This is a genomic window from Saccharomonospora sp. CUA-673, from assembly GCF_001942305.1.
Taxonomy (GTDB): domain Bacteria; phylum Actinomycetota; class Actinomycetes; order Mycobacteriales; family Pseudonocardiaceae; genus Prauserella.
Genome location: NZ_MKKE01000003.1, coordinates 127,076 through 134,463, shown reverse-complemented (window position 1 = coordinate 134,463; position 7,388 = coordinate 127,076). Strand labels below are relative to the sequence as shown.

General features: G+C 69.8%; 4 protein-coding genes, 5 pseudogenes and 1 riboswitch. Of the genes and pseudogenes, 6 read left to right on the top strand and 3 right to left on the bottom strand.

Annotation, left to right across the window (positions count from 1 at the left end; genetic code table 11):
• Window positions 1-126 (top strand): annotated as a pseudogene (locus BJF85_RS27015) (IS30 family transposase); the annotation flags it as partial.
• A 140-nt stretch (window positions 127-266) separates the two neighbouring features.
• Here the strand turns inward: BJF85_RS27015 and BJF85_RS02285 are convergent.
• Window positions 267-1,210, bottom strand: a pseudogene (locus tag BJF85_RS02285) (methionyl-tRNA formyltransferase).
• A gap of 169 nt (window positions 1,211-1,379) precedes the next feature.
• On the opposite strand from BJF85_RS02285, the pseudogene BJF85_RS02280 reads away from it, so the two are divergent.
• A pseudogene (locus BJF85_RS02280) lies at window positions 1,380-2,695 on the top strand (lysine N(6)-hydroxylase/L-ornithine N(5)-oxygenase family protein).
• Between the two features lie 18 nt (window positions 2,696-2,713).
• The gene (locus BJF85_RS02275; RefSeq protein WP_075845547.1) at window positions 2,714-2,905 is read left to right on the top strand and encodes an MbtH family protein; all 192 of its coding nucleotides are present in this window, start codon (window positions 2,714-2,716) and stop codon (window positions 2,903-2,905) included.
• 25 nt (window positions 2,906-2,930) lie between these two features.
• Here BJF85_RS02275 and BJF85_RS02270 read toward each other — a convergent pair whose 3' ends face one another.
• Window positions 2,931-3,245, bottom strand: coding sequence for a multidrug efflux SMR transporter (locus BJF85_RS02270; protein WP_075845546.1), 315 nt, complete (start codon window positions 3,243-3,245; stop codon window positions 2,931-2,933).
• Between the two features lie 10 nt (window positions 3,246-3,255).
• Window positions 3,256-3,323: riboswitch (guanidine-III (ykkC-III) riboswitch) on the bottom strand.
• Window positions 3,324-3,573: 250 nt separating this feature from the next.
• On the opposite strand from BJF85_RS02270, the pseudogene BJF85_RS02265 reads away from it, so the two are divergent.
• The 3 genes and pseudogenes from BJF85_RS02265 to BJF85_RS02255 all read left to right on the top strand — a co-directional run bounded on the left by BJF85_RS02265 (window position 3,574) and on the right by BJF85_RS02255 (window position 6,546).
• Window positions 3,574-4,610: pseudogene (locus tag BJF85_RS02265) on the top strand (FecCD family ABC transporter permease).
• Window positions 4,607-5,683, top strand: a complete 1,077-nt coding sequence (locus BJF85_RS02260) for an iron chelate uptake ABC transporter family permease subunit (RefSeq protein ID WP_075845545.1) — start codon at window positions 4,607-4,609, stop codon at window positions 5,681-5,683. Before BJF85_RS02265 ends, BJF85_RS02260 begins: the two are co-directional and overlap by 4 nt.
• Complete coding sequence (locus BJF85_RS02255) at window positions 5,680-6,546, top strand: ABC transporter ATP-binding protein (protein WP_075845544.1); 867 nt, start codon at window positions 5,680-5,682, stop codon at window positions 6,544-6,546. Before BJF85_RS02260 ends, BJF85_RS02255 begins: the two co-directional genes overlap by 4 nt.
• Here the strand turns inward: BJF85_RS02255 and purU are convergent.
• A pseudogene (gene purU / locus BJF85_RS02250) lies at window positions 6,499-7,367 on the bottom strand (formyltetrahydrofolate deformylase). The gene BJF85_RS02255 and the pseudogene purU sit on opposite strands and share 48 nt — an antisense overlap.
• Window positions 7,368-7,388 lie beyond the last annotated feature (21 nt).

Sequence of the window (7,388 nt, the reverse complement as noted above, 5' to 3'; positions counted from 1 at the left end):
AATCTCAACGTCCACGGCCCCGAAGACCTCGAGCACGTCGCCCAGGAACTCAACGGCCGACCACGCAAAACGCTCGACTGGGACACCCCAGCCGAGCGCCTGCGTGCTCTACTGACGGCCACATAAACCACCAGGTGTTGCGACGACCCCTAGAAACCACCGTCGCGTTCAACGCGACCATGGGGCCCTTGGGTGCATGTGGCTGGTCTCTCCGGCGCGTCCCAGGAGGGTGGGGGACGCGCCGGAGACGCGTTCGGCTCACCCGGTCACGGGTGGGAGGTCAGGTATCCGCCCATGGTGCGGAAGAAATCGGTGCCGGCGTACTCGGTGCCGTCCTCGGTGCGCACGCGCTCGATGCGCAGCCCGTGGTTGCGGCCGAACCGCGCGTCGCGCCCGCGACGATCACGACACCCTTGCCCTCGGGGTAGAAGATGCGCCCCGGCGTCCCGCCGTACGTGCCGTCCGACACCGACGCCTCGATGATCCGGATCCGTTCGCCCTTGTAGTAGGCGTACGCGTTCGGATACGGATCGGCCAGCGCGCGCACGAACCGGTCGAGGTCCTCGGCGGGCCACGTCCAGTCGATGCGGCTGTCCTCGAGCGAGCGCTTGTGGAAGAAGCTGGCCTTCGAACGGTCCTGCGGAACCCAGTCCGTGCGCCCGGCGGCGATGAACTCGAGCGCCTCGGCCACGAGCGGTTCGATGAGGTCGACGGTGGCGTGGACCAGGTCGATCGCCGTGTCGCGCGGGCCGACGGGCACCGAACGCCGGCCGACGATCGGACCGGCGTCGAGCTCCTCGTTCATCATGTGCGCGGTGACGCCGACCTCGGACTCGCCGTTGATCATCGCCCAGATGACGGGGGAGAACCCGGCGTAGGCAGGCAGCAGCGAGTCGTGCACGTTGAGCGTGCCGTGCGTGGGCAGCGTGAAGATCTCCGGCGGCAGCCACGTGCGCCAGTTGTTCGCCACGATCAGGTCCGGCTCGACCGCGCGGAGCTTCTCGACGAGCTCCTGGTCGGGACGCTGGGCGAGCACCGCCTCGATGCCGTTCTCGGTGGCCAGGTCCTCGACCGAGTCGGCGAGGATCCGTTCGTAGGCATGGTCGGACTTCGGGTGCGTGACGACCATCGCCACCTCGTGCTCCGAATCGAGCAGCGCACGCAGGGTGCGATGCCCCCACGTCTGGTACCCGAACATGACGACCCGCATCGGTCCTCCGTAACGTCGCGTGCGAAACGTCGCACAGTTAAGCAAGGCTTGCCTAATCTGACAACCCGTACATACGGAGTCGAGGATCACCCCCGCAAGGCCTAACTGAGGCAGGCCTTAGTTAGGTTAGGGTTCCCTCTGTCGGGCTTCAACAGGCGATGGGACTTGTATGTCAGAGGGACTCGCAGGCGACACTCCGGTGTACGACCTGGTCGGCGTCGGCTTCGGGCCGTCGAATCTCGCGCTCGCGATCGCCGTGGCCGAGCACAACCGAGCAACCACCGGGGAGCCGGTGACGGCGCACTTCCTCGAGCGGCAGGGCTCGTTCGGCTGGCACCGCGGAATGCTGATCGACGACGCCACCATGCAGGTGTCGTTCCTGAAGGACCTGGTGACGCTGCGGAATCCGAGCAGTGAGTTCAGCTTCCTGTCCTACCTGCACGACCGCGGGCGGCTGGTCGAGTTCGTCAACCACAAGACGTTGTTCCCGCTGCGCGTCGAGTTCCACGACTACTTCGAGTGGTCGGCGGCGAAGGTCGAGGACATGGTGTCCTACGGCACCGAGGTCGTCGCCGTCGAGCCCGTGTTCGACGGCGACGAGATCGTCTACGTCGACGTGCGCGCGGCCTCCGGCGCGGTGATGCGGGCACGCAACGTCGTGCTGGCGACGGGACTGCGACCCCGGATCCCCGACGACGTCGAGCTGTCCGACCGCATCTGGCACAACAGCCAGCTGCTGCACCGGATGTCGTCGGCGCCGAACGATCCGCAGCGGTTCGTCGTCGTCGGCGCGGGCCAGAGCGCGGCCGAGACGACGGCGCATCTGCACTCGACGTTCCCGGACGCGAGGTGTGCTCGGTGTTCTCCCGGTTCGGCTACAGCCCGTCCGACGACAGCGGATTCGCCAACCGGATCTTCGACCCCGCGTCGGTCGACGAGTTCTACGGTGCGCCGCAGGACGTCAAGGACCGGCTGATGGAGTACCACGCCAACACCAACTACTCGGTCGTCGATCTCGAACTGATCGACGACCTGTACCGCAGGCTGTACCGCGAACGCGTGCTCGGCCGCGAGCGCCTGCGGTTCTTCCACGCCGCCCGCGCCACCGAGGTGGTCGAGACCGGTGACGTCGTGCGCACGACGGTGGAATCGTTGAGCACGGGCGACAAGACGGTCCTCGACGCCGACGTGGTCGTGTACGCCACCGGCTACCGCTCGGCCGACCTCGATGCCGAACTCGGCTCGCTCGCCCCGTACGTCGGCCGCGACGCCGAGGGACGTCCGCGGATCGAACGCGATTACCGCGTGCGCCCCGGGGGTGTGCTGTCGGCGGGCGTCTACGTGCAGGGCGGCGCGACCGAGCACACGCACGGCATCACGTCGTCGCTGTTGTCGAACAACGCGATCCGTTCCGGCGAGATCCTGGATTCCGTCGTGGCGCGGCGCCACAGCGGACTGGCTCTCGTCGCCAGTGGACAGTCCTGAGAGACAGGAGAGACTCGGATGAATCCCTTCGAGGACAACGAGGGCCGGTTCTACGTGCTCGTCAACGACGAGGGTCAGCACTCGCTGTGGCCGTCCTTCGTGGACGTTCCGGCCGGGTGGCGGACCGTGTTCGGTGAGGACACCCGCGAGGCCTGTCTGTCCTACATCGACACCGAATGGACCGACCTGCGCCCGCTGAGCATCCGCTAGCTCCGCGGGCCGGTGTCGCCGGCTGTCAGGACACGGTCTTGAGGCCGATGACGCAGCCGATGATCCCGGCGAGGAACAGCAGTTTCAGCACCGACGCGTGCTCGTCGCCGGTGATCATGGCGTAGCCGGCGGTGCCGACGGCGCCGATCGCGACCCACACGGCGTACGACGTGCCGGTCGGCAACTCGCGCATCGCGTACGCCAGGCCCGCCATGCTGATGGCCAGGCCGACGAAGAACACGACGGTCGGCCAGAGCTTGGTGAATCCGGCGGAACGGCCGAGGGCGGTGGCCCACACGGCCTCGAACAGCCCGGAGACGATCAACACGAGCCACGACATGACAGTCCCTTTCGTGGCCGTCTTGTCGCGCTTCCGGGTACGGCTCCCTCGTCCGGGAACCCGCTCGCCGGGTCCGGCGCCAGGATTACACGCCCGCGGCGACGAGGGCAGCGAGCCCGATCACGTTGGTGCTCGACACCACAGCCAGGCAGATGCACCCGTGGGCCCCATAGTCGCGTTGAGTGCGACTATGCCACGGGGGCTTGTTCCGGCGTGGGGATGCGCACATCGAGGTCGGCGGCTCGGATGGTTAGCCTTACCTCATGTCCTTGACCCGTGCCGGCACACCCTCCGGCCCTCCCGGCGGCTCGCGCGCGACGTCGGCCGCGTGGGCTCCGGCTCCGGTGGCTCCGGTGATCGGCGGGCGGCCGGGGTGGCGGCTCGGGGCGTGGGGCTGGTTGTGGCGGTCGGGGTGCTGGCCGTGTTGGCGCTCGCGAGTGTGTGGCTCGGGTCCAAGGACATCGCGTTCCTGCACACGTGGGACATCCTGTGGCAGCACGACGGGTCCGACGACGCCGTCGTCATCCACGAGTACCGCATCCCGCGCACGATCCTCGCCATGCTCGTCGGCGCGAGCCTCGGCCTCGCCGGTGCGCTCATGCAGGCCCTGACCCGCAATCCGCTCGCCGACCCGGGCCTGCTCGGCATCACGATGGGCGCCTCCACCGGCGTCGCGCTGGCGTTGACGTGGTTCGGCATCACCAGCGTGCTCGGCTACGTGTGGCTCGCGTTCGCCGGCGCGGCCGTGGCCAGCGTCGTCGTCTACGCGCTCGGCAGCGCGGGCGCGCGCAGCGCCACTCCGGAACGCCTCGTCGTCGCCGGCGCCGCCGTCACCGCCGTGCTGTTCGCCGTCAACAGCGGCTCATGCTCACCGCGCCCGACGCGTTCGAGGAGTTCCGCCGCTGGCAGGTCGGGTCCCTGTCCGGGCGCTACTACGACATCCTCCTGCCGGTGCTGCCGTTCATGGCCGTCGGCGTCGTCGCGGCGTTGCTGTTGGTGCGCCCGCTCAACGCCCTCGCCATGGGCGACGACCTCGGTCGCGCCCTCGGCGCTCACCCGAACCGCATCCGCGTCGCCGGCGCCGTCGCGATCACGCTGCTGTGCGGCGCCGCCACGGCCGCCGTCGGCCCGATCGGTTTCGTCGGCCTCGCCGTGCCGCACATCGCCCGGTTCATCGCCGGACCCGACCAACGCTGGGTGCTGCCGTACTCGCTCGTGCTCGCCCCGACCCTGCTCGTCGGTGCCGACCTCGTCGGCCGCATCATCGCCCCGCCCGCCGAGATCCAGGTCGGCATCGTCACCGCCGTCATCGGCGTGCCGGTGTTCCTTGCCCTGTGCCGCAAGCGAAAGCTGACGTCCCTGTGACCGCCCGGACCGACCACACACCCGGCACCGCGCCGATCAGCGGACGCGTCGTCCGCGTGGGCGGCTACTCGCTGCGCGTCGCGCCGCGCACCCTGGCCGTGTGCGTCGTCGTGGCGGTGCTGCTCACGGCCGTGTCGGTCGTGACGTTGACCGTCGGCGAATACTCGCTGACCCTCGGCCAGGTCCTGGCCTCGCTGGCCGGACGGGGCGACGAGACGGGCGACTTCGTCGTCTACACGTTGATGCTGCCGAGGCTGCTCGTGGCGTTGCTCGTCGGCGCGATGCTCGGCGTCAGCGGCGCGATCCTGCAGACCGTCACCCGCAACTCGCTCGGCAGCCCCGACGTCATCGGCTTCACCAGCGGCGCCGCCACCGGTGCGCTCATCGTGATCACCGTCGCCGGCGGCACGATGCTGCAGGTCTCGCTCGGTGCGCTCGCCGGCGGGATCACGGCGGCGCTGCTGATCTACGTCCTGGCGTATCACCGCGGGGTGAGCGGACTGCGGTTCGTGCTCATGGGCATCGGCATCAACGCCCTCGCCGTGGCCGCGAACTCGTTCCTCATCACCCGCGCCAGCCTGCACGACGCGCTCACCGCGCAGGCGTGGCTCGTCGGCAGCGTCAACTCACGCGGCTGGGAGCACGTCGTGGCCGCCGCGGTCACGTTCGCCGTGCTGCTGCCCGTGGCGCTCTCGCGGGCCCGGTCGCTGTCGATGATGGAACTCGGCGACGACACCGCGAGCGCCCTCGGCGTGCGTACCGCGCGGGACCGGACGGTGCTGCTCGTCGCGAGTGTCCTGCTCGCCGCGTTCGCCGTCGCCGCGGCCGGGCCGATCACGTTCGTCGCCCTCGCGGCCCCGCAGCTCGCACGCCGCCTCACCCGCTCGTCGGCTCCGGGGCTGGTGACGACCGCGCTCGTCGGCGCGCTGCTGCTGTCCACCGGGGATCTGCTGGTGCAGCAGCTGTTCCCGGCCGCGCAGCTGCCGGTGGGCACGGCGACGGGCTGTGTCGGCGGGCTGTATTTGATCTGGTTGTTGGCGTCCGAATGGCGCGGAAAGGGCAGGTACGCATGACGAGGCTGCGCGCCGAGGGCCTCACCCTCGCCTACGAACAGTCCACTGTGGCCACCGACCTGTCGGTCGACATCCCCGACGGCTCGTTCACCGTGATCATCGGCCCCAACGCCTGCGGCAAGTCGACCCTGCTCAAGGCGCTCGCCCGGATGCTCAAACCGACCGCGGGCACCGTGCACCTCGACGGCAAGGCCATCTCGGCCCAGCGGTCTAAGGACGTCGCCAAACGCCTCGGACTGCTGCCGCAGACCTCGACCGCACCCGGCGGCATCACCGTCGGCGACCTCGTCGCCCGCGGCCGCTACCCGCACCAGAGCGTGCTGCGCCAGTGGTCGGCCGACGACGAGGCCGTCGTCGCCGAGTCGATGCGCCTCACCGGTGTCGCCGACCTGGCCGGACGGGTCGTCGACGAACTGTCCGGCGGACAGCGGCAACGTGTGTGGCTGGCCATGGTGCTGGCCCAGCAGACGCCGATCATGCTGCTCGACGAACCGACGACGTTCCTCGACATCGCGCACCAGATCGAGGTGCTCGACCTGTGCGCCGATCTGCACGCCGGCGGCGCGCACACGCTCGTGGCCGTGCTGCACGACCTCAACCAGGCGTGCCGCTACGCCACGCACCTCGTCGTCATGCGCCCCGGCGGGATCATCGCCGCGCAGGGCGATCCCTCCGAGATCGTCACCGCCGAGCTCGTCGAGGACGTGTTCGGACTGCCGTGCCGCGTCATCGACGACCCCGAGACGGGAACGCCGATGATCGTCCCCGCCGCCCGCGCCCGCCGGACGCCGGACGGCGCCACCGAGAACGGCGCCTCAGAAAACCATGGTCCGGTTGCCGTGCACGAGGACGCGGCCCTCTAGGTGCCAGCGCAGGCCGCGGGCGAGCGTCACCTTCTCGACGTCGCGGCCCTTGCGCACCATGTCGTCCACCGAGTCGGTGTGGTCGACGCGCAGCACGTCCTGCTCGATGATCGGACCGGCGTCGAGGTCTGCGGTCACGTAGTGGCACGTCGCGCCGACCAGCTTCACGCCGCGGGCCGCGGCCTGGTGGTACGGCCGCGCGCCGATGAACGACGGCAGGAAGCTGTGGTGGATGTTGATCGCCCGGCCCGCCCACGCCTCGCACAGCTCCGGCGGCAGGATCTGCATGAACCGCGCCAGCACCACGGCGTGCGGGTCGTGCTCGTCGACGAGCTTGGCGACGTGGGAGAACGCCTCGGCCTTCTCCGCCGGATCGGAGCCGAACGGCACGTGGTGGAACGGGATGCCGTGTGCGCGCGTGATGTCGGCGAGGTTCTCGTGGTTGCCGATCACCGCGGAGATGTCGACGTCCAGTTCTCCGGAGGCGACCCGGCCCAGCAGGTCGTAGAGGCAGTGCCCCTCCTTCGACACGAGCACCACCATGCGGCGGCGCTCGGCGCTGTCGAACACCTTCCAGTTGGCCTCGGCTCCCAGCGACCGGGCGATGCCGGCGAAGCGGGCGCGCAGCTCGTCGACGTCGAACGGGATCGACTCGGCCGTCACGACCTGGCGCGTGAAGAACCAGCCGTGTCCGGGTCGGTGTGATACGCCGAGTCGGTGATCCACCCGCCGAGCTCGGCGAGGAACGACGAGATGCGGGCGACGATCCCCGTGCGGTCGGGGCAGCCGAAGGTGATGACGTACTTGCGGGTGTCGGGCACGGCTGACCATTATCGCGCGCG